This is a genomic window from Rugamonas sp., assembly GCF_025354735.1.
Lineage (GTDB): Bacteria > Pseudomonadota > Gammaproteobacteria > Burkholderiales > Burkholderiaceae_D > Rugamonas.
In genome coordinates this window covers 1-19,352 of the sequence record NZ_JANXMI010000039.1, presented here as the reverse complement: position 1 = coordinate 19,352, position 19,352 = coordinate 1, and the positions used below count along the sequence as shown (strand labels likewise).

Annotated in this window: 19 protein-coding genes and 1 pseudogene; 7 read left to right on the top strand and 13 right to left on the bottom strand. The window is 65.8% G+C overall.

The window, feature by feature from the left end; genetic code table 11:
* Nucleotides 1–13 precede the first annotated feature (13 nt).
* The 6 genes from paaG to paaA form a co-directional block, all read right to left on the bottom strand.
* The gene (gene paaG / locus Q0S71_RS04315; protein WP_295991804.1) at nt 14–805 is read right to left on the bottom strand and encodes a 2-(1,2-epoxy-1,2-dihydrophenyl)acetyl-CoA isomerase PaaG; all 792 of its coding nucleotides are present in this window, start codon (nt 803–805) and stop codon (nt 14–16) included.
* Between the two features lie 73 nt (nt 806–878).
* Nucleotides 879–1,958: a 1,2-phenylacetyl-CoA epoxidase subunit PaaE gene (gene paaE / locus Q0S71_RS04310; protein WP_295991801.1), complete on the bottom strand. Its 1,080-nt coding sequence runs from the start codon at nt 1,956–1,958 to the stop codon at nt 879–881.
* Nucleotides 1,959–1,976: 18 nt separating this feature from the next.
* The gene (gene paaD / locus Q0S71_RS04305) at nt 1,977–2,537 is read right to left on the bottom strand and encodes a 1,2-phenylacetyl-CoA epoxidase subunit PaaD (RefSeq protein WP_295991799.1); all 561 of its coding nucleotides are present in this window, start codon (nt 2,535–2,537) and stop codon (nt 1,977–1,979) included.
* On the bottom strand, nt 2,537–3,289 hold the full coding sequence (gene paaC / locus Q0S71_RS04300; protein ID WP_295991797.1) for a 1,2-phenylacetyl-CoA epoxidase subunit PaaC: 753 nt from the start codon (nt 3,287–3,289) through the stop codon (nt 2,537–2,539). Before paaC ends, paaD begins: the two co-directional genes overlap by 1 nt.
* Nucleotides 3,290–3,301: 12 nt before the next feature.
* Nucleotides 3,302–3,586, bottom strand: coding sequence for a 1,2-phenylacetyl-CoA epoxidase subunit PaaB (gene paaB / locus Q0S71_RS04295; protein ID WP_295991794.1), 285 nt, complete (start codon nt 3,584–3,586; stop codon nt 3,302–3,304).
* A gap of 93 nt (nt 3,587–3,679) precedes the next feature.
* On the bottom strand, nt 3,680–4,666 hold the full coding sequence (paaA, locus tag Q0S71_RS04290; RefSeq protein ID WP_295991791.1) for a 1,2-phenylacetyl-CoA epoxidase subunit PaaA: 987 nt from the start codon (nt 4,664–4,666) through the stop codon (nt 3,680–3,682).
* Nucleotides 4,667–4,852: 186 nt separating this feature from the next.
* On the opposite strand from paaA, the gene paaX reads away from it, so the two are divergent.
* Nucleotides 4,853–5,779, top strand: coding sequence for a phenylacetic acid degradation operon negative regulatory protein PaaX (gene paaX, locus Q0S71_RS04285; protein WP_295991790.1), 927 nt, complete (start codon nt 4,853–4,855; stop codon nt 5,777–5,779).
* Here paaX and Q0S71_RS04280 read toward each other — a convergent pair whose 3' ends face one another.
* Nucleotides 5,780–6,016 (bottom strand): DUF2442 domain-containing protein, encoded by a 237-nt coding sequence (locus Q0S71_RS04280; protein ID WP_295991787.1) that lies wholly within the window; start codon nt 6,014–6,016, stop codon nt 5,780–5,782.
* Entirely contained in the window at nt 6,006–6,245 is a 240-nt protein-coding gene (locus tag Q0S71_RS04275; RefSeq protein WP_295991783.1) for a DUF4160 domain-containing protein, read from the bottom strand. Before Q0S71_RS04275 ends, Q0S71_RS04280 begins: the two co-directional genes overlap by 11 nt.
* Before the next feature lie 182 nt (nt 6,246–6,427).
* On the opposite strand from Q0S71_RS04275, the gene Q0S71_RS04270 reads away from it, so the two are divergent.
* From Q0S71_RS04270 to Q0S71_RS04260, 3 genes and pseudogenes are all read left to right on the top strand, one after another.
* On the top strand, nt 6,428–7,558 hold the full coding sequence (locus tag Q0S71_RS04270) for a M14-type cytosolic carboxypeptidase (RefSeq protein ID WP_295991781.1): 1,131 nt from the start codon (nt 6,428–6,430) through the stop codon (nt 7,556–7,558).
* Between the two features lie 165 nt (nt 7,559–7,723).
* Nucleotides 7,724–8,001: pseudogene (locus tag Q0S71_RS04265) on the top strand (type II toxin-antitoxin system RelE/ParE family toxin).
* Between the two features lie 11 nt (nt 8,002–8,012).
* A complete protein-coding gene (locus tag Q0S71_RS04260; protein WP_295991779.1) occupies nt 8,013–8,321 on the top strand; it encodes a HigA family addiction module antitoxin in 309 nt (102 codons plus the stop codon).
* Between the two features lie 127 nt (nt 8,322–8,448).
* Here the strand turns inward: Q0S71_RS04260 and pmbA are convergent, their stop codons facing one another.
* The gene (pmbA, locus tag Q0S71_RS04255) at nt 8,449–9,801 is read right to left on the bottom strand and encodes a metalloprotease PmbA (RefSeq protein WP_295991778.1); all 1,353 of its coding nucleotides are present in this window, start codon (nt 9,799–9,801) and stop codon (nt 8,449–8,451) included.
* 96 nt (nt 9,802–9,897) lie between these two features.
* On the opposite strand from pmbA, the gene yjgA reads away from it, so the two are divergent.
* From yjgA to Q0S71_RS04240, 3 genes are all read left to right on the top strand, one after another.
* On the top strand, nt 9,898–10,527 hold the full coding sequence (gene yjgA / locus Q0S71_RS04250) for a ribosome biogenesis factor YjgA (RefSeq protein WP_295991777.1): 630 nt from the start codon (nt 9,898–9,900) through the stop codon (nt 10,525–10,527).
* Nucleotides 10,517–11,146 carry a molybdopterin adenylyltransferase gene (gene mog, locus Q0S71_RS04245; RefSeq protein ID WP_295991846.1) on the top strand — a complete coding sequence of 210 codons (630 nt, stop codon included), beginning with the start codon at nt 10,517–10,519 and terminating at the stop codon, nt 11,144–11,146. The genes yjgA and mog overlap by 11 nt, the downstream gene beginning before the upstream one ends.
* Nucleotides 11,147–11,348: 202 nt before the next feature.
* Nucleotides 11,349–12,017, top strand: coding sequence for a dienelactone hydrolase family protein (locus Q0S71_RS04240; protein ID WP_295991775.1), 669 nt, complete (start codon nt 11,349–11,351; stop codon nt 12,015–12,017).
* Between the two features lie 185 nt (nt 12,018–12,202).
* Here Q0S71_RS04240 and Q0S71_RS04235 read toward each other — a convergent pair whose 3' ends face one another.
* The 4 genes from Q0S71_RS04235 to Q0S71_RS04220 form a co-directional block, all read right to left on the bottom strand.
* Nucleotides 12,203–14,983 (bottom strand): TonB-dependent receptor, encoded by a 2,781-nt coding sequence (locus tag Q0S71_RS04235; protein ID WP_295991773.1) that lies wholly within the window; start codon nt 14,981–14,983, stop codon nt 12,203–12,205.
* 514 nt (nt 14,984–15,497) lie between these two features.
* On the bottom strand, nt 15,498–17,696 hold the full coding sequence (locus tag Q0S71_RS04230) for a xanthine dehydrogenase family protein molybdopterin-binding subunit (RefSeq protein ID WP_295991844.1): 2,199 nt from the start codon (nt 17,694–17,696) through the stop codon (nt 15,498–15,500).
* Nucleotides 17,697–17,803: 107 nt separating this feature from the next.
* Nucleotides 17,804–18,823, bottom strand: coding sequence for a xanthine dehydrogenase family protein subunit M (locus tag Q0S71_RS04225; RefSeq protein ID WP_295991770.1), 1,020 nt, complete (start codon nt 18,821–18,823; stop codon nt 17,804–17,806).
* Nucleotides 18,824–18,834: 11 nt separating this feature from the next.
* The coding region (locus Q0S71_RS04220) for a 2Fe-2S iron-sulfur cluster-binding protein (RefSeq protein ID WP_295991768.1) at nt 18,835–19,352 on the bottom strand (518 nt) is incomplete at its 5' end.

The window sequence follows — 19,352 nt, the reverse complement described above, 5'->3', positions numbered from 1 at the left end:
GGCGGGTCGTCCCTTATTTTCCGGTGAATTGCGGCGCGCGCTTGGCCAGGAAGGCGGCCACGCCTTCGCGGTAATCGTCGCTGCGTCCCAGTTCGCTCATCATGCCGCATTCGAGCGTGAGCTGCTGTTGCAGCGTGTTCGAGGTGCTGGCGTGCAGCACCTGTTTGGTGAAGGCCAGTCCCTTGGTCGGCGCCTGCGCGAAGTGCTGCGCCATGCGCTGGGTTTCGAGCGCGAGGTCGTTGTCGGCAATGCTCTTCCAGATCAGGCCCCACGATTCGGCCTGCTCGGCGCTGATTTTTTCGCCCAGCATGGCCATGCCCATGGCGCGCGCGTTCCCGATCAACCGGGGCAGGAAGTAGGTGCCGCCGGTGTCGGGGATCAGTCCCAGTTTGCAGAACACTTCGACGAAGCTGGCCGATTTGGCGGCCAGCACGATGTCGCAGGCCAGCGCCAGGTTGGCGCCGGCGCCGGCGGCCACGCCGTTGACGGCGCAGATGACGGGCATCGGCAGCGCGCGCAGCGCCAGCACCAGCGGCGCGTAGTTTTGTTCGACCGAGTCGCCCAGGTCGACCGCCTTGGCGCCCGGCTCCACGGCGCGGTCCGACAAATCCTGGCCGGCGCAGAAACCGCGCCCGGCGCCGGTCAGCACGAATACGCGGACGGTCTTGTCGGCGTTGGTGCGGCGCAGGGCGTCGCGCACTTCCTCGTGCATTTTCTGCGTGAAGCTGTTGAGTTTTTCCGGGCGGTTCAGCGTCAATGCGGCTATGCCGTCTTTGATCTCGAAAAGGATGGTTTCGTAGTTCATGGCGTCTCGCTGGTGGTGTGTGCGGTTGGCGGGCGGCGGCTGGAAGTCACGTGCCGCGATTCGGCGGCGGCTGTCATTCGGCCTGGTCGAAATCGATCACCACTTTATCAGTGGCCGGAAAAGCTTGGCAGCTCAGTACGAAGCCACGCGCGATTTCGTAGTCTTCGAGCGCGTAGTTGGCGTCCATGTCGACTTTACCGTCCAGCAGTTTGCAGCGGCAGGTCGAGCATACGCCGCCCTTGCAGGAATAGCGCATGTCGATGCCGGCGCGCAGGCCGGCGTCGAGGATGGATTCCTTTTCCTTTTCCATCGTGAACGTGGTGTGGCTGCCGTCCATGATGACGGTGACTTCGGTCTGCTGGCGCGCCGCGTCGGCCGCCAGCGCGCGCGGCCGGTGCTGCGTCTTCGGGATGCTGGCGGCGAACAGCTCGACCTTGATGTGCGACTTCGGCATGCCGGCTTCCTGCAACGCGGCGGACACGCCGGCCATCATGTCTTCCGGGCCGCAGATGAAGGCGGCGTCGATGTCGGCGATGTCGATCCAGTGGCGCAGCAGCTGTTCGCATTTTTCCTTCGTGATGCGGCCGTTGAACAAGTCGATGTCCTGCTGCTCGCGGCTCATCACGTAGGCCAGCGTCAGGCGCTGCATATAGATGTCCTTCAGGTCCGTCAGTTCGTCCTTGAAGATCACCGACGACGACGCGCGGTTCCCGTAGAACAGCGTGTAGCGGCTGTGCGGCTCGGCCATCAAGGTGGTCTTGATGATGGACAGGATGGGCGTGATGCCGCTGCCGCAGGCGAAGGCGAGGTAGTGCTTGCGGTGGGCGGCGTCGAGGGCGACGTTGAAGTGGCCCATGGGCGGCATCACGTCGATGACGGCGCCCGCTTGCAGCGTGTCGTTGGCCCAGGTGGAAAACGCGCCGCCCGGCGTGCGCTTGATGGCCACGCGCAGCGCGCCGTCCTGCACGGCGGAGCAGATCGAGTAGGAGCGGCGCACGTCCTCGCCGGCGATGCGGGCGCGCAGCGTCAGGTGCTGGCCTTGCAGGTAGTGGAAGCGCTCCTGCAGTTCCGGCGGTACGGCGAAGGTGACGGCGATGGTGTCGCGCGTTTCCTTGCGCACCTGCGAGACGGACAGCGGATAGAATTTGCTCATGGTCGTATTGGGCCTGGCTTAGTGACACTTGAAGTAGTCGAACGGTTCGCGGCAGGCCAGGCATTTGTAGAGCGCCTTGCAGGGCGTGGAGCCGAACTGGCTGCTCATTTCGGTGTGCTCCGAACCGCAGCGGGGGCAGGCCACGGTCAGCTTGGGCAGCCGCGCCAGCGCGCTGCGCCTGATGCCGATATCGGCGCCCGCGCGCAGGCGGCTGATGTCGACCACCTGTTGCGCCGGCGGCGCGATGCCGTAGTCCCGCAGTTTGAGTTTGCCGGCGGCGCTCATGGCGTCGGTGGTCCACGCCGGCGACAGCTGGGTCACCAGCCGCACCTGGCCGACGCCGTGGCCGCGCAGCGCGTCGGTGATGGCGTCGGCGATCACCTGCATCGCGGGACAGCCGGAATAGGTCGGCGTGATGGTGACGACGCATTCAGCGCCGTTGAAGTCGACCGCGCGCACGATGCCCAGGTCGACCACCGAAATGACGGGGATCTCGGGATCGGCCACCTCGCCCAGCCAGGCCCACACCTGGTCGGCGCTGGCGGTGGCGGTGGCGGTGGCGGCGGCGCTGGAGTCCATCACCATTGCGCGCCGGGATAGGCGCGTTGCAGGAACTGCATTTCGGCCAGGATGAAGCCGAGGCGCTCGGTGTGGCGGCCTTGCTTGCCGCCTTTTTGCATCCAGGCGTCGGCCGGCGGCATCGTCAGCGTCGCCTCGGCGAACACCTCGGCCACGTGCTCCAGCCACGGCTGGCGCAGCGTGGCGGCGGCGGGCGCGATGCCGGCGGCGGCCATCGCGTGGTCGACGGCGTCGTAGTTGAATGCCTCGCCGGTGTACATCCACAGGTCGTCGACCGCCGCCTGGGTTTTGGCGTGGCTGTCGGCGGTGCCGTCGCCGAGGCGCACGATCAAGTCGCCGCTGCGGCGCACGTGATAGCTCACTTCCTTGAGCGACTTGTCGGCGATGGCGGCGATGCGCGCGTCCGTCGATGCGCACAGTTCGCGCAGCAGGAAGTAGTGCCAGCTGTCGAAGAAGAACTGACGCATCATGGTGTCGGCGTAGTTGCCGTTGGGCTGTTCGAGCAGCAGGCAGTTCTTGAATTCGTGGGCGTCGCGGTGGTAGGCCAGGCGGTCTTCGTCGCGGCCCTCGCCTTCCAGTTCGGCCGCGTATTCGTACCACATGCGGGTCTGGCCCAGCAGGTCGAGCGCGACGTTGGTCAGCGCCATGTCTTCTTCCAGCGCCGGGCCCTTGCCGCACAACTGGGACAGCTGCTGGCTCAGGATCAGCGCGTTGTCGCCCAGGCGCAGGAGGTAGTTCACTTTCTCGTCCACGGTCGCTCCGGCTTACAGGTTCTTGACTTCTTCCGGCATCGGGAAGAAGGTCGGGTGGCGATAGACTTTGCTGTTCGACGGCTCGAACAGCGCGCCCTTGTCGGACGGGCTGCTGGCGACGATGTCGGCGGCGCGCACCACCCAGATGCTGACGCCTTCATTGCGCCGCGTGTAGACGTCGCGCGCGTTGTTGACGGCCATCGCGGCGTCGGGCGCGTGCAGGCTGCCCACGTGCTTGTGCGCCAGGCCGTGCTGGCTGCGGATGAAGACTTCCCACAGTGGCCATTCTTTGCTCATGGTGTGCTCCTTGGTTCGTGTTGGGCGCGGAAAACCGGGGTCAAGACCGGGGGGCGCCGGCCGCTCGGAGTCGCGGGCGGCGCCGGCTCGGGTTCAGGCGGCGGCTTTGACGGCGTGCTTGTCGGCGTGGGCCACCAGCGCGTCGCGGAACCACTGGCCGTCTTCGTAGGCCTGGACGCGGGTGCGCAGGCGCTCGCGGTTGCATGGGCCGTTACCCTTCAATACATTGTGGAATTCGGACCAGTCGATGGCGCCGAATTCGTAGTGCCCGGTGGCGGCGTTGAAGGTCAAATCGGGGTCGGGCACGGTCAGGCCCAGGTAGTCGATCTGTGGCACCGTCTGGTCGACCATGCGCTGGCGCAGCTCGTCGTTCGAGAACAGTTTGATGCGCCACTGGGCCGACTGCGCGCTGTTGACCGATTCGGCGTCCGACGGGCCGAACATCATCAGCGACGGCCACCACCAGCGGTTCAGCGCGTCCTGCGCCATGGCTTTTTGCACCGGCGTGCCCTTGGCCAGCGACATCATGATGTCGTAGCCCTGGCGCGCGTGGAACGATTCTTCCTTGCAGACGCGCACCATGGCGCGCGCATACGGCCCGTAGGAGCAGCGGCACAGCGGAATCTGGTTGATGATGGCCGAGCCGTCGACCAACCAGCCGATGGCGCCCATGTCGGCCCACGACAGCGTCGGGTAGTTGAAGATGCTCGAATACTTGGCCTTGCCGGAATGGAGGGCGGCCAGCAGCTCGTCGCGCGACACGCCCAGCGTTTCGGCGGCGCTGTACAGGTACAGGCCGTGGCCGGCCTCGTCCTGTATCTTGGCCAGCAAGATCGATTTGCGCTTGAGCGTGGGCGCGCGCGTGACCCAGTTGCCTTCGGGGAGCTGGCCGACGATTTCCGAGTGGGCGTGCTGGGAAATCTGGCGGATCAGCGTCTTGCGGTAGGCGTCCGGCATCCAATCCTTGGCCTCGATCTTGACGCCGGCGTCGATACGGGCCTGGAAAGCCTGTTCCTGCTCGCCCATGTCGGCCGCCGTGCGGACGTTTTTCAAGCCCGTTTCCACCATTTGTGCGTACATCGTCGTCTCCTCGTGCGTCTTTGCGCCACGCTGTCTGCATAATACGATACAAAATACCTGTTAGCTACGTTTATTTTGAGTCATATCGATTAAGCGTATCCCTATTCCCACGGGCGCAAAATAAATGCTGCGCCGATCGCGCGGCAAAGTAAACTCCTGCTTTACCGTCCACACTCGCCTGCGCCCATGAACCCACTCCCCAGCTCGGCCTGGATCAGCGACTTTCTCGCCGGCGATCCGCCGCGCTCGAAATCGCTGGTGATGACGATCTTCGGCGACGCCCTGGTGCCGCACGGCGGCGTGGTCTGGCTGGGCAGCCTGATCGAGCTGCTCGAACCGTTCGGCGTCAACGACAGGCTGCTGCGCACCTCCGTGTTCCGGCTGGCGCAGGAGGGCTGGCTGGGCGCGCAGCGCGACGGCCGGCGCAGCTCCTACTCGATGCCGGCGCCGGCGCGGCCGCGCTTCGAGCGCGCCTCGCGCCGCATCTACGCGCCGCTGACGGTGAACTGGGACGGCAGCTGGACGCTGGTCATCAGCGCCGGCGGCGCCATCGACGCGGCCGAACGGGGCACGCTGCGCAAGGAGTTGCTGTGGCAGGGCTACAGCATCATCGCGCCGGGGCTGGCCGGCCATCCGGCGCCGGACGCCGAAGCCTTGCAGGACTTGCTGCGCCGCGCCGGCGTGGCCGGCAAACTGTATGTGTGCCGCGCGCAGTCGCTGGCCGCCGTGAGCGCACGGCCGCTGAGCGAACTGGTGGCCGACGGCTGGGACTTGTCGGACGTCAGCGCCGGCTACCGCCAGTTCATCGCCCGCTTCGAGCCTTTGCGGGCGGCGCTGCAAGAGGAGCCGGCCTGCGCGCCGCAGCAAGCCTTCGTGATCCGCACGCTGCTGATCCACGCCTACCGCCGGGTCCAGCTGCACGACCCGCAACTGCCGGTCGAGTTGCTGCCGGAGCCGTGGCCGGGCGCCCAGGCCTACGAGCTGGCGCGCGCCATCTACCGTCTGACGTATGCGGCGGCCGAGGAGCACATCCTGGCCACGCTGCGCCGCGAGGACGCCGCCGCGCCGCCGGCGCAGGACGATTTCTACGACCGCTTCGGCGGCTTGCGCTGATTATTTCCCGGCCGAGACGAGAGGAAACGCGGCGGGATCGCGGATCGAGGCGACCGACAGATCGATATCGAGCGATGGCCAATACAGGTGATCGGCCGAGGGATGGATAACATCGCGCAGTTGGGCCGCAGCGACGCCGGCGAACCACGGAAAATCGACATAGCTCAGGTACAGTTTCTCGCCACGGAGCGACAGCGTAAATCCGTCCGCGCCGATGCCGCTGATCTCAATGTCCAAAATGGCTATTCCAGGCATGTTCAAACTCCCACTGATGAGCGACGATAGACTGTCCGACGTGGCGCAGCTGCCGCGCCGACAGGCCTTGTGAAGACGCCAGCGCCACCGCCGGAGCGATCCAGAATTTGGCCTCGCCGTCGGGATGGGACACGTGTACGTGGGGCCGGGTTTCCTCGCGCGAGAAAAAATAAAATCTGAAACCGCTTTCTTTCAATAGCGTGGGCGCCATGTCGATTTTACTCCGATAGGCCACGGCGGCAATCGGAACAAGGTAGCAAAGCGGCGTCCGCCGGACTTGATGTCGCACAGGCCGGCCACAAAACCGCCGCCAAAAGCTAGTATCATGGCGACATCGCGTCACGAGCGCGGAAAACTATTTATATTGTATTCACCAGAAAGCTGCGCCCCACCATGCCTATCAAAATCAGCCATCAATTCGACGCTGGCGCCATCGACGTGCTGCGTGCGGACGACCCGTCCGCCATCGACCTGCATATCCGCAAAGACTCGCACGCCGACATCACCCAATGGTTTTATTTCCGCGTCCAGGGCGCGCAGGCCACGCCGCTGACCATGCGCCTGCTCAACGCCGGCGCCTCGGCCTATCCGGACGGCTGGACCGACTATGAAGCCGTCGCCAGCTACGACCGCGAAACCTGGTTCCGCGTGCCGACCAGCTACGACGGCACCGTCATGACCATCGAGCACATCCCCGAGCACGACAGCGTCTACTACGCCTATTTCGAGCCCTACTCGTGGGAACGCCACCTGGCGCTGATCGACAGCGCCCAGCTGTCGCCGCTGGTCAAGCTGGTCGACCTCGGCAGCACCATCGACGGCCGCGACTTGAACCTGCTCGTCATCGGCAACCCGACCGCCGAGAAAAAAGTCTGGGTCATCGCACGCCAGCATCCGGGCGAGACCATGGCCGAGTGGTTCGTCGAAGGCATGGTCGAAGCGCTGCTGGACCCGGCCAATCCCTTCGGCCGCCAGTGCCTGAACGAGGCCGAGTTCTACGTCGTGCCGAATATGAACCCGGACGGCTCGGTGCGCGGCAACCTGCGCACCAACGCCGCCGGCGCCAACCTGAACCGCCAGTGGCTGAACCCGTCCATGGCGCGCAGCCCGGAAGTGTTCCTCGTCAAGCAAAAGATGGCCGAAGTGGGCTGCGACCTGTTCCTCGACATCCACGGCGACGAAGGCCTGCCCTATGTGTTCGTGGCCGGCAGCGAATCGCTGCCGACGTTCAGCGCGTCGCAGGCCGAGGCGCAGCAATACTTCATCGACAACTTCCTCATCGCCAGCCCGGACTTCCAGGACGACTACGGCTACGGCGTGACGCCGTACACGGAAGAGACCTTGACGATGGGTTCGCCGAACGTGACGCACACCTTCGGCTGCCTGTCGCTGACGCTGGAAATGCCGTTCAAGGACAACGCCAACGACCCCGACCCGGAAGCGGGCTGGAGCGGTGCCCGCAGCGCCGAGCTGGGCAAGGCCGTGCTGCAACCGGTGTTGCAGTCGCTGCTGGCGATGGATTAAAACGGAATGGAGCCGGGCCACTGCCCGGTTCTGTGCGGCAGATCAAAACCCGCTGGTATTTTCACCCTACACTGGCCGCTTGAGTTTCAGGAGGCCAGCAATGCAACTTTCCCCTGCCATGCCCAACATCGGTACGCTGCGTAAATAAGCGCACGCCGTCCGATCATGCCGATACTCAGCTTTCAATGCAAGGACACACAAGCCCTGTTTTTCGGGCAGAGCGTGGCCAAATGGCGCACAATGGAACGTGTGGCATTGCGCAAGCTGGCGCAGCTTGAATGGTCGATGACGCTGGATGATTTGCGCATCCCGCCTGGCAACCATCTTGAAGCACTAACGGGCAAACGCCGTGGTACAGCATACGCATCAACGGAAAATGGCGCTTGTGCTTCAGCTGGACGAAAGATGGCGCGAGCAATATTGAAATCGTCGACTACCATTAAGGAGAGCAGCCATGCCTGCCTTGCTTGCCGTTTCTCCCGGCGAAATGCTGGAAGAAGAATTCCTTAAACCCCTGGGCTTGAGTCCCGACCGTCTCGCCGACGAGATCGGTGTGCCCGGTCGTCGCATCGCCGATATCGTGGCGGGAAAATTGCCCATCACCGCCGATACCGATCTGCGCCTGTGCCGCTATTTCGGTCTGAATGTGGGCTGGTGGTTGCGCGGCCAGGCCAGCTACGACACGACGATCGCGCGCGAAATGTCGCCGGCGGCGGCGCCCGAAACGATGCCCTTTGGACTAATCCATCCAAGGTCCGCATAGGCTAGGCTGCGAGCAGTGGCGCCTGTGAAAACGGCCGCATCGGCGGCCGCTTCCATTCCAGTGCAAAACAGCGCGCAACGGGCGCACGACACCATCAACTGCGCATCAACTGCGCATCAACCGCGCATCAACCGCCGGCGATGACCATCTTTTCGATCAGGATGGAGCCGGTCTGCTTGGTGCCGCGCATGAGCACGTCCGAACCGATGGCGACGATCTGCGCCAGCATGTCCTTCATATTGCCGGCGATGGTGATTTCCTCGACCGGATACTGGATGATGCCGTTCTCGACCCAGTAGCCCGACGCGCCGCGCGAATAGTCGCCCGTCACGTAATTCGTGCCTTGCCCCATCAGCTCCGTCACCAGCAGGCCGGTGCCCATTTTTTTCAGCATCGCCACGAAGTCGTCGCTCTTCTTGGTCTTGCTCGACGTCATGGTCAGATTGTGCGAGCCGCCCGCGTTGCCGGTGGTCTGCATGCCCAGCTTGCGCGCCGAATAGGTCGACAGGAAATAACCCTGCACCACGCCATCCTTGACGACGTCGCGCTTGACGGTGCGCACGCCCTCCTCGTCGAACGGCGCCGAGCCGACCGCGCCGACCACGTGCGGGTCTTCCTTGATCTGTATGTGCGTGGGGAACACGGCCGTGCCCAGCGAGTCGAGCAGGAAGGTCGACTTGCGGTACAGCGCGCCGCCCGACGTCGCCTGCACGAAGGCGCCCAGCAGTCCGGCCGCCAGCGGCGCCTCGAACAGCACCGGGCAGGTGCGGGTGTCGATGGTGCGCGCGTTCAGCCGCGCCAGCGCGCGCTCGGCGGCGTAGCGTCCGACCGCTTCCGGCGTCGACATTTTCTTCGGGTCGCGCACCGAGGAATACCAGTCGTCGCGCTGCATCTTGGCGCCCTTGCCGACGATGGGCGCGACCGAAATGGTGTGGCGCGAATACGGATAGCCGCCGACGAAGCCGCGCGAGTTGGCCGACACGAAGTGCGACTGCTGCACGTGCACGCCGGCGCCGTCGCTGTTGGTCACGCGCGGGTCGACGTCGAAGGCGGCGGCCTCGCCGCGCTGCGCCAGCACCACGGCCTCCTCGGTGCTGATGGTCCACGGATAAAACAATTTCAAGTCGCGCGGCGCCATTTCCAGCATGTCGGCGTCGGCCAGGCCGGCGCAGTCGTCGTCGGCCGTGAAGCGGGCGATGTTGTAGGCCGCCTCGACGGTCGCGCGCAGCGAGGACGGGGAAAAGTCCGAGGTGCTGGCGTTGCCGCGGCGCTGGCCGATGAACACCGTCACGCCCATGCCCTTGTCTTTGTTTTGCTCGATGGTTTCGATTTTGCTTTTACGGACCGACACCGACAGGCCGCTGCCTTCGCTGATTTCGACGGCCGCGTCGCTGCCGCCCATCTCCTTGGCAAAGGTGAGCACGTCGCGTGCGAGTTGTCGCAATTGGTCCTGGCTGTGGGTAAAAACGGAGTCGCTCATGGGCTGTTTTCTTCGGATGGCCGCTAAAACAGTTATCATAGCAGTCGTTTACAGTTTACAGGGGTTGGCTACACGCCCCGGCAGAGAGTTAATATTATGGTCAATCCAAACCGCGGCGCCGTCGGCTTCAGCTCCACCGAGTTCGAACAAGAGTACGAGCGCCCTTCGAAATCCGAGATGAAACGCCAGGTCAACGCCCTGCAAGACCTGGGCGCGGCCCTGATCGCCGAGCCGCGCGACCGCGTCAAGCGCGTGCCGATGCCGGAGGACGTGCGCGACGCCATCCTCGAATGCCAGCTCATCACCAACCACGAAGGCCGCCGCCGCGCGCTGCAATACGTGGGCAAGAAGATGCGCACGCTCGACGAGGCCGAAGTGGCCGCCATCCAGCGCGCCATCGACAGCTGGAAGGGTCTGTCCAAGGCCGACACCAACGCCATGCACGCGCTGGAACGGCGCCGCGACAAGTTGCTGGCCGACGACAAGGTCTTGACCACGCTGCTGGCCGAGAACCCGGAACTGGACGCCCAGCACCTGCGCACCCTGATCCGCAACGCCCGCAAGGAGCAGGCCGAGAAGAAGCCGCCGAAAGCCTACCGCGAAATCTTCCAGATCCTCAAGCAGATCGACGCCAAGAAGAACAAGCCGGCCGCCGATGACGCCGACCTCGACGATGGCGACCACGACGGCGGCGCCGGCCACGGCCACGAAGGCGATGACGAGTAACAGCGCCCGCCCCGCCGACGCGGAACTGGTCATCGGCCTGGTGTCGGTGTCCGACCGCGCCAGCGCCGGCACCTACCAGGACCTGGGCATCCCGGCCCTGCACGACTGGTTGCGCGCCGCGCTGACGACGCCGTTCCGCGTCGAAACCCGCCTCATCCCCGACGACCGCGCGCAGATCGAAGCGACGCTGATCGAGCTGGTCGACACGGCCCGCTGCGCGCTGGTGCTGACCACCGGCGGCACCGGCCCGGCCCGGCGCGACGTCACGCCCGAAGCCACGCTGGCCGTCGGCACGCGGGAAATGCCCGGCTTCGGCGAACAGATGCGACAGATCAGCCTGCACTTCGTGCCGACCGCCATCCTGTCGCGCCAGCTGGCCGTGATCCGCGAGACGCCCGACCACGCGGCCCTGATCCTGAACCTGCCCGGCCAGCCCAAAGCCATCAAGGAAACGCTGGAAGGCTTGAAGGACGCAGCCGGCGCCTCGCTGGTGGGCGGCATCTTCGCCGCCGTGCCCTATTGCGTCGACCTGATCGGCGGCCCCTACATCGAAACCGATGCCGCCGTCTGCAAGGCCTTCCGGCCCAAGTCGGCGCTGCGGCCGACGCCGGCCGCCTGATTCCATGCGCCGGCGCGCCTGCGTGCTGGCACTGGCCGCGCTCGCCACGGGCGGCGGCCGCATGGGCTGGTCCCGCGCCGCCGCGCCATCGGCCGCCGCCGCGCCGGCCCGCTCAGCGTCATCCTTATCGTCGTCCCCATCGTCATCCTCATCGTCTTCATCCGATGCCGCCTCCCCCCATCTTCCCGCTAAAAGGACACCCATGAGCACCCTGCTGCACACCATCGAAAAAGAAAGCGGCGCCAAGCCGAGCGTCGCCATCATCTGGATGCACGGCCTGGGCGCCGACGCCAACGACTTCCTGCCCATGGTCGACGAGCTCGACCTGGACGGCTTGCCGCCGATCCGCTTCATCTTCCCCAACGCCGACGCCATGCCCGTCACCATCAACGGCGGCCACGTGATGCGGGCCTGGTACGACATCGTCGCCACCGACCTGGGCCGCCAGGAAGACGCCGCCGGCCTGCGCGCCTCGCAGCTGAAAGTCGAAGCGCTGATCGCGCGCGAACAGGCGCGCGGCATCGCGGCCGACCGCATCATCCTGGCCGGCTTCTCGCAGGGCTGCGCCATGACCTTGCAGACCGGCCTGCGCCACCCCGAAAAGCTGGGCGGCATGATGTGCCTGTCCGGCTACGTGCCGATCGCCGACCTGGCCATCAAGGAACACACGGCCGCCAGCCTGGCCACGCCCATCTTCATGGTGCACGGCCGCATGGACCCGGTGATCCCGCTGGCACGCGCCGAACAGTCGCGCGACCTGCTCAAGCAGCTCGGCTACCATGTCGAATGGCATGACTATCCCATGCAGCATTCGCTGTGCCAGGACGAAGTGGTCCACATCGGCGCCTGGCTCAAGCGCGTGCTGGCCTAAAACCGCGCCGGCAGCTGCGGCGTTGGCCGCTATTTCCGCGCCGCGACTCTCCGCGGCACCAGCACCAGCAGCAGCCCCGCTTCAATTCCCGCCACAAAAAAAAGACCCCACCAGCCCCGAACGCGATTTTCAACGCGCTCGGGGCCGATGGGGTCTTTTAAGTTGCTACTGACTACGCGTTCAACTTAGAACTTGTAGGTCGCGCTGACATAGCCGGTCTGGCCGTGTGCATCGTAGTAGCTAGGATCGTAGCCCGACTGGAAGTACTGGCCGGCCGTGATCGCCACAGGCGGCGCACGGTTGAACAGGTTCTTCACGCCGACGCGCAGCGTCAGGTTCTTCACGCCCGAGTAGGAGCCTTGCAGATCCCAGGTCGTGAACGCGCCCACGTGCTGGGCATCGGTACCGGTGGCCGAATCGAAACGGGCGCTGTCATAGTAGCCCGACTGGTAGTTCTGGATCACGTCGACACCGAACTCCTTGTATTTCCAGTCCAGCGTCAGCTGGTGCTTCCAGCGGAAGATGACACCGCCGGCGGCGACCGCGTTGAGCTTGTTGCCTTCGCCGTCGATGGTCGAGGCCACGCTGTGCTGCACGGTGCCGTCGATCAGGGTTTCGTCATACTTGTTGACGTAGGTGCCGTTCAGGCGCGCGCTGAAATTGCCCAGCGTGGCGCTCTTCAGGATGGCCCAACGCACGTCCAGATCGATGCCCTCGGTTTTCAGCGAGTTGGCATTGATGTTGGTGGCGTCGATGTTGGTGATGTTGCCGGCCGAGTCGCGGCTGACGAACTTGGCGTAGGCGGCATCGCCGGCGGCAGCCTTGTCGACCAGCAGCTCAGGGTCGTAGCTGGTGATCAGGTTGTTGACGTTGATCTTCCAGTAATCGACGGCGATCGACAGGCCCTTGACCGGGTCGACCACGAAGCCGATCGACGACTGCTCGGACTTCTCAGGCTTCAGGTTGGCGGCGCCACCAGTGGTCTGGGTGAACTGGCCCACGGTGCCGGTGACCGGATCCTTGAAGGTGGCAGAGGTGCCGGACGACTGTGGCGTGAACAGCTCAGGCAACGCCGCTTCGCGGAAGCCCTTGCCATACGATGCGCGCAGCAGCAGTTGCTGCAGCGGCTGGTAACGCAGGCTGATCTTCGGATTGGTCGCCGTGGCCGATGGGTAACGGTCGGTACGGACCGCCAGATCGGCTTCCAGCGTCTTCAGGATAGGCACGTTGACTTCGCCGAACAGGGCCGACGAGTTGCGCGATGCCGACAGCGGCAGCGCCTGGCCGCCGTAGCCGGAAATGTCGCCCGACTGATAGGCGACCGACGGGTCGAACTTCAGGTTCTCGTCGGTCAGCGAGCCGCCGAACGCGAACTTGGCCATACCGGCTGGCAACTGGTACAGATCGCCGGAAATACGGGCGTTCAGTGCGTCGTTGGTCAGGGTCGAGTTGATCATCTCGCCGTTGTAGTTGGTCGCGCGGATTTGCGCGGCCAGCGCCGGCGACTGCGTCGCGGCGAACGGGTTGAAGGCTGGGTTGTTGCTCAGCAGCGAAACCAGTGCGACCTGGTTCTGGTAGCCGCCCTGGGTGCTTTCGGTCACATCGCTGACGTTGTGGGTGTAGGCGACGTCGTAGTCGTAGCCCTTGACCGTGCCGCGGGCACCGATCACCAGGTGGGTGTTGTTGCCGATATCTTCGTGGGCGCGGCCGCCGGCGTCGAAGGCGCGGTAGCTGACGCTGACCGGTTGGCCTGCCGCTGCCGGGTTGTGGGCGGCGATGTAGGCGGCCGGGTAGTAAGGGCTGCTAGGCGACAGGATGATCGACGGGTACACATTCGACTTGGCGAAGGCGGTGTCGGTTTCCAGGAAGCTGTTGCTGTAAGGCGAAGCTTGCTCGTTGGTGGTGGTCTTCTGGTGCGAATGGAAGCCTTCCATGAACACTTCATTGTTCTCGTCGAGCTTGAAGCGCAGGCTGCCGGCCAGGTTCTGGCGCGAAATTTCCGGCGTCAGCGGCACCAGATCGGACGAGTTGTAGCGGCAGGAACCGGTGTTGGCGTCGTAGGCGCTGCCATTGACGTTGCAATTGGCGCCGTTGTTGGCCGACAGCGGATTGCCGATCGACGAACCGAGGTTGCCCAGCGAGTGCGGCACATAGCCGGTGCTGTTGGTGGCGGTGGTCGGCACGAAAGTGGTCAGGTTGCCGCTAGGGGTGGCGCTGTGGTCGTAACGACCGCCGTTGTCCCAGCCGTTACGCGCGTAACCGCGCTGGCTACCGTAGATCGCCTTGTCTTTGCTGACGTCGGCCGACAGGGTGATGTTGTAGCGGTCGGTGTCGAAGTCGCCGAAGCCGACCAGGATGCTGGCCTTGTTGTTGGCGCCGCCACCATCCTTGGTGCCGCTGGAGTAGCCGTTCACTTCCACGCCATTGAAGTTGTTGCGCAGGATGAAGTTGATGACGCCGCCGATGGCGTCGGAACCGTAGACGCCGGAGGCGCCGTCTTTCAGGATTTCCACGTGGTCGACTGCCGCCAGCGGGATCGAGTTGACGTCGACGGCGGTGCCGTCGGTGGCGTAGTTGGCCAGGCGGCGGCCGTTGACCAGCACCAGCGTTTTGCTGGCGCCGATGCCGCGCAGCGAGGCGGTCGCTTCGCCGTAGGTCGACGAACCGGCGCCCTGGGCCGCGTTGACGGCGCCGACGCTGGTGTTGGCGGTGATCGAATTGAGCAGTTGATCGGTCGAGGTGACGCCCAGTTTCTGGATGTCTTCGTGGGTGACGGTCTGTACCGGCAACGCGCCTTCGGCTTGCGCGCGCTTGATCGAGGTACCGGTCACTTCGACGCGCTGCATCGAAGGAGCGGCGGTGTCGGCCGTTTGTGCCTGGGCCACCGAGATGGCGCCCAGTCCCAGCACGACGCTGCTGGAGAACATCAGGCGCAGCGAGCGCGACAGAATTTTTTCTTTGGTCATGATTAAAGTCCCGATTAATTGAAGGTAAGCCGGACGCCGCGTGGCGGTCGTTCCGGATGGTGTTGGCTATGCTGGAGTAAAACTATTACGTGTTTCAGCAAAGCTAACCTCACGGCCTACACTTGCAACTGAACCAGTACTCGTCTTGCTTTGTCGTGCGTTTGCCAATCTAATAATCAACCGCTCGGTAGGCGGCTAGTCCCACGGCCCGCATCACCTCGTGGATATGCGGACTCGACCGTCATAAAAACACAACGCTGGAAACCGTGTCAACGACGTGGAAACAAAACAACAAGGGGAAATAAAGAATGTAAAAATTGTGTGTTTTAAGTGTTTTTTAAGGATGGACAAGTAAAACCGCCGCAATGGCGCCAGCGACGGTATTTTGTTGGGAAATCGGGCCGCGCAAACGGTTTAAATTTGGATTGTTTTTGCCAATTGGCAAAAACTTATTTTCAACTTTGCATGTAATTGTGTCGCCAAAATACAAATTGTTACATTTGCGTGACAGGCCTCAAATCAATTTATCTGGCGTTATAGGCAAGGCGCGCAAACGTTTGCCTGTCGCGTGATAGACGGCGTTGGCGACGGCGGCGGCCACGCCAACGATGCCGATCTCGCCGATGCCGCGCGCGCCCAGCGGATTGACATGGGGGTCGGGCCGGTACAGCACGGAAATGTCGAGCGTGCCGATGTCGGCGTTGACGGGCACGTGGTAGTCGGCCAGGTTGGCGTTGACGGCACGGCCGGCGTTCCAGTCCAGCTCCGTCTGCTCCGTCAGCGCCATGCCCAGGCCCCAGACGATGCCGCCCATCAGCTGGCTATGGCCGGTCTTGCGGTTCATCAGCCGGCCCACGTCGTAGACGCCGACCACGCGCGGCACCCGCACCGTGCCGAGGTCGGGATCGACGTGGACTTCGACGAACACGGCGCCGAAGGAATGCAGCGCGTACTGCTTTTTCTCGTCGCCCGGCTGGGCGCCGCCGTCGGCGCTGACGGGCTGGCCGCCGTGGCGCGCCAGCAGCGCCGCCAGCGGTTCGCGCTGCGCCGCTGCGCCGGACCCGGAGCGCCGCAGCAGCCAGCCCTGGTCCATGTCGACCTCGGCGTCCGGCGCGCCATGCAGGGGCGAGGCGGGGTCGGCGCTCGCCATCGCCACCAGCTTGGCGCGCAGCGCCTGGGCCGCAGCCTGCACGGCCGGGCCGACGCTGGCCACGCTCTGCGAGCCGCCCGACACCGGCGCCTCCGGCAGCGCCGTGTCGCCCAGCTCGAAGCGCACCCGCGCCACCGGCAGGCCCAGGGTTTCGGCCGCGATCTGCGTCATCACCGTGTAGGTGCCGGTGCCCAGGTCTTGCGAGCCGCTGCGCACCACGGCCGTGCCGTCCGCCAGCAGCGTGGCCGAGGCCTTGGCGCCCTGCCGGTTGGCCGGATAGGTGGCCGTCGCCATGCCCCAGCCGACCAGCTGGCCGCCGGCCGTCATCGAGCGCGGCGCGGCCGTGCGGCGGGCCCAGCCGAAGCGCTCGGCGCCCATCTTGTAGCAGTCGCGCAGCGATTTCTCGGACCACGGCAAATCTTTTTCGGGATCGCGCTCGGCGTAGTTTTTCAGCCGCAGCGCGACCGGGTCCATGTGCAGTTCATAAGCCAGTTCATCCATCGCCGACTCCAGCGCGAAGCTGCCGCTGGACTCGCCCGGCGCCCGCATAAAGGTCGGCACGCCCAGGTGCAGCGTGGCCAGCAGCTGCGTCGTGTGCAGGCTGTCGGACGCGTACAGCATGCGCGTGAGCGCCGTGCACGGCTCGGTGAAGTCGTCGAGGAAGGCCGTGCTCGACACCGTGTGGTGCTCGATGGCCGTCAGCGTGCCGTCGGCCAGCGCGGCCAGGCGCAGCTGCTGGCGCGTTTGCGGGCGCGCGCCGACCGGGCCGTACATCTGGGTGCGCTCCAGCGCCAGCTTGACGGGACAGCCGGCCTGGCGCGCCGCCAGCGCCGCCAGCATCACGTGCGACCACGTCGTGCCCTTGCAGCCGAAGCCGCCGCCCACGTAGGGGCAGATCACGCGCACCTTGTCGGGCGCGATGCCGAAGGTGTGGGCGGCCGTCTTGCGCACGCCGGACACGTGCTGGGTGGCGTCGTACAGGGTGAGGCTGTCGCCGTCCCAGCTGGCGACGGTGGCGTGCGGCTCCATCGGATTGTGGTTCTCGAACGGCGTGCGGTAGACCGCGTCGACGCGGGCGCTGGCGCGCTGCCAGCCGCCGGCCACGTTGCCGCGACTGGTCTCGCTGGGCCGCTCCGGCTGCGGCCTGGGCTTGCGCGCGGTGGCGGCGGCGGCCTCGAAATCGAGCTGCGCGGGGGCCCGCTCGTAGCGCGGGCGCACGGCGCGCGCCGCGTCCTGCGCGTGCTCGAGCGTGTCGGCCACCACCAGCGCGATCAGCTGGCCGTTGTACAGCACCACATCGTCTTGCAGCAGACTCAGTTTCGGCTGCGGCGGCTGCTCGCCCGGCCCGGGCGGCTTGGGCTTGGGCAGCTTGAGCGCGTTCAGGTGCGTCAGCACCAGCTGCACGCCGCGCATGCGCGAGGCCGCCGCCGTGTCGATGGCGACGATGCGGCCGTGGGCGATGGTGGACTGCACGATCACCGCGTGCGCCATGCGCGGCAGCGCGCGCTCGGCCGAAAACGGCGCCGCGCCCGTCACTTTCAGGCGGCCGTCGGTGCGGTCCATGGGCTGGCCGATGATGTCGCCGCCGGCGACGCGGGCGGCGCCGCCGGTTGTGGTGCCGCCGCTTGTGGCGTCGGCGGCGGCCAAGCCGCCCCTCATGTTGGCGTTACTCATGCGCGCTCTCCCGTGCTGGCTGCATTGTCTGCGTTGGCCGCATTGCGCAACGCGCGCACCACCGCGCGCTGCGCCATTTCGATCTTGTAAGCGTTGTCGGGCCGGCCCTGGGCGCCGGCCACCAGCAGCGCGGCGGCCTGGCGGCTGCGCGCGTCGCTCAGCGGCTGGCCCGCCAGCGCCGCTTCGGCGGCGGCCACCCGCCACGGCTTGTGCGCCACGCCGCCCAGCGCGATGCGGGCCTGGCGCACGGTGACGCCATCGCCCTCCAGCTCCAGCGCGGCCGCCACCGACACCAGCGCGAACGCATAGCTGGCGCGGTCGCGCACCTTTAAATAATGCGAGTGGCGCGCGAACGGCGACGCCGGCAGATCGACCGCGACGATCATTTCACCGGGCCGCAGCAGCGTGTCGATCTGCGGCGTGGCGCCCGGCAGCCGGTGGAAATCGGCCAGCGCGATGGCGCGCTCGGCGCCCGGCCCCGCCACCCGCACCACGGCCTCCAGCGCGGCCAGCGCCACGTTCATGTCCGAGGGATTGACGGCAATGCAGGCCTCGCTGGCGCCCAGTATCGCGTGCATGCGGTGGTAGCCCTCGCGCGCGCCGCAGCCGGAACCGGGCATGCGCTTGTTGCAGTGCTCGAAGGCGGTGTCGGTGAAATACGGACAGCGCGTGCGTTGCAGCAGATTGCCGCCCACCGTCGCCATATTGCGCAGCTGCGGCGAGGCGCCGGCCAGCAGCGCCTGCGACAGCAGCGGATAACGCTGGCGCACCAGCGCATGGTCGGCGCAGTCGCTATTGCGCACCAGCGCGCCGATGCGCAGGCCGCCGTCGGGCAGTTCGATGACTTGATCGAGGCCGATGTGGGTGATGTCGACCAGGCGCCGCGGCCGTTCGACGTCGCCCTTCATCAGGTCCAGCAGATTGGTGCCGCCGCCGATGTACATGGCGCCCGGCTGCTGCGCCAGGCGCAGCGCGTGGGCGACGTCGGTGGCGCGGTCGTAGTGGATGGCTTGCATGGCGCCCCCGTTCAGCCGTGGCCGGCGGCGACGCTGCGGATCGCGCCGACGATGTTGGGATAGGCGCCGCAGCGGCACAGATTGCCGCTCATGCGCTCGCGGATCTCGTCGTCGCTCCAGGCCACGGCCTGCTTGCGCACGTCCGGCGTGACGGCGCTGGCGCGGTCGGCGCGCATTTCGTCGAGCAGGGCGGTGGCCGAACAGAGCTGGCCCGGCGTGCAGTAGCCGCACTGGAAGGCGTCGTGCTCGATGAAGGCCGCTTGCAGCGGCGACAATTGCTCGCCCCGCGCCAGGCCCTCGACGGTGACGATGCGGTCGCCCTCGACCATCACGGCCAGCGTCAAACAGGCATTGACGCGGCGGCCGTTCACCAGCACCGTGCAGGCGCCGCACTGGCCGCGGTCGCAGCCCTTCTTGCTGCCGTTCAGCTGCATGGTGTCGCGCAGCGCGTCGAGCAGGGTCACGCGCGGCTCCAGCGTCAGCTGATGGTCCTGGCCGTTGACATTGAGCAGCACGGCCTGCGGTGGCG